The sequence below is a fragment of the Promineifilum sp. (SeqCode) genome (assembly GCF_041918635.1).
Taxonomy (GTDB): Bacteria; Chloroflexota; Anaerolineae; order Promineifilales; family Promineifilaceae; genus Promineifilum.
Map to the genome: position 1 here is coordinate 1 of NZ_JAYRVJ010000825.1, position 2,295 is coordinate 2,295.

Below are 2,295 nucleotides of genomic sequence, written 5' to 3' on the forward strand. Positions count from 1 at the left end.
CGCGCCACTGCTCGGCCGTCCAGTAGTCGTGGCTCAGGTACTCGGCGATCAGACGCTCGGTGTCGGCGCTGTAGCGCCAGCGGCTCAACTTCCGGCCGCGCGCGCTGGCGGCCAGCACCTTGGCCGGGTAGGGCAGCCGGTGATAGACCTTCAACCAATCGGGCATCACGATATACCTCCAGAAACTCGGTTTCTTCTGAGAAACCGAGTTTCTACCAGGGAGCGGAATAGCGTTTCCCATTGCGTCCGCACCGACTCCCAGGCGCACGACTCGGCCAGCCGCCGGCCGTTAGCCGACAGGGCGCCGGCCAGCCCTGGCTCGTTCAGCAGGCGGCGAATGGCATCACTCATCGCCGCCACGTCCCCATTGCCCGCGCCGTCGGCGGGCACGAGCAGCCCCGTCTCCCCATCGCGCAGCAGGTAGGGCACGCCGCCAACGGCCGTCGCCACGACCGGCAGACCGAACGCCGCCGCCTCCAGCACGCTGACGGGCATATTGTCGACGCGATTGGTGTTCAGATAGATGTCGTGGGCAGTGAATTCACGCACCTTGTCCTGGGGGCCGAGAAAGCCGGGGAAGCGCACTGCCTCCGCCAGCCCCAACGCCGCCGCGCGGGCGACGACGGCCGCGTGCAGCCCCTTCTCCTGTCCGGCCATCGTCAGCATCGCTGCCGGATGCGTGCGGCGCAGGTCGGCCAGCACCTCCAGCGCCATCTCCGGATGGTACACGTCGTGGAAGGTGCGCATCCATAGCAGACGCGGCGCGACGGTTGGCCGGTGGTGGTAGGGGTAGTTCTCGATCGCCAGGACGTTGGGGATGATACGAAGGCGCGGAGCCAATTCAGGCAACTGCCCAAAGACGTGGGCCATGTAGGCGGAAGGGGCCACCACGGCCGCCGCCCGCCCCACCACGCGGCGAATCCGCCGGGGCTGGCGAGCCGCCATCTCCGGCAGCGTGCCGCCATGCAAAACGAAGACCTGCCGTAGCCCGAGCGCCCGGCAAAGCAGGCTGGCCGCGTCTGTCACAGCAAACGCCATGCCGCCGTACACCTGGTGAACGACCAGATCGATCTCGCCCCGCCAGGCGACCAGCGACCGCAGCGTGTCGGCCAGCCGCGGCAGCCGCGCCGGGATGTGGGACGTGACGCGCACCGGGTAGCCCTCGCCGGCCAGCAATGCGGCCAGTATCTCCCCCTGCGTGGTCACCCAGCCGGGGTTGACGCCGAGCATGGGGCCGACGAAGCAGAGGCGAAGCGGCCGCTCTCTGACCCTCGCCCCAACCCTCTCCCAAGGGGCGAGGGAGTGCACCGCTTCTCCCGGTGCGAGCGGTTCTTCTACTCCCTCTCCCTGTGGGAGAGGGTTGGGGCTAGGGCTCTTGGCGGCCGGGTGAAGCGTATTATTGTGTTCCATAATGCTAATGCTCCCCCGCATAGAGCGCAGCCGAACCATTGGCGTGGGCGAGGCCGGCGTCCCGCCGGCGCTCCGGCCGGCGCAGTTCCACGCCCCACGCCTGGCGGAACAACGTCGCCACGGCCATCTGGTAAGCGCCATAGGTGAACTGCCAGGCCGCCGCCACGCCCGCCTGGCTGGCTGCCTCCCATGCCCCTGGCTCGGCGACGAAGCGCGCCACGGTCTCGGCCATGCCGTCGATGTCGTCCAGCGGCCGGGCGACGCCGGCTCCCGTCGCTCCCAAAATCTGGGGGATGCTCGACACGGCGGCGGCCACCGGAACCGCGCCGTAGGCCATACCCTCGCTCAGCACCTTCGGCCAGCCCTCTGAGCGGGACGGCAGCAGCACGACGTGGGCCGCGGCGTAGTAGGCCGGCACCTCACCCCGCGGTAGCCAGCCCAGGAAGGATACGTCCCGCAGCCCGTTGTCGCGCGCCCACTGCTCATAGCGCGGCCGGTCCGGCCCGTCGCCCAGCAGCCGCAGCCGAAAGGGAACGCCGCGCGCCTGTAGCGCTGCGGCGATGCGCAGCACCCGCCCGACGCCCTTGCCCTCGTTCAGTGCGCCCACGAAGAGCAACTCGACCGGCCCGTTCAGCCGCTTGCCGGCCGCCGCGACAGCCCCCTCGGCCGCTTCGTCGTCGGTCAGGCAGGGGTTGTAGAAGGAGTGGACGTAAGGCGGCTGGTTGGGCCAGCGGCCGTTGACCGTGACCACGCCGCCGTGGCGGTTGGCGTCCAGCCAATGGCGCTGCCAGCGGTAGGTGCGCGGCTCCGGCCCGTCCGGCCGCCAGTTGCCGGCGTACTTGACCCAGCGATAGGGCGGCGCGCCCGCGCCGCGCAACAGGAGCA

General features: G+C 70.1%; 2 protein-coding genes. Both read right to left on the minus strand.

The window, feature by feature from the left end; genetic code table 11:
• Window positions 1-165: 165 nt before the first annotated feature.
• Complete coding sequence (locus ACE3UY_RS23410; protein ID WP_374689878.1) at window positions 166-1,308, minus strand: glycosyltransferase family 4 protein; 1,143 nt, start codon at window positions 1,306-1,308, stop codon at window positions 166-168.
• 106 nt (window positions 1,309-1,414) lie between these two features.
• The coding region (locus tag ACE3UY_RS23415) for a glycosyltransferase (RefSeq protein ID WP_374689879.1) at window positions 1,415-2,295 on the minus strand (881 nt) is incomplete at its 5' end.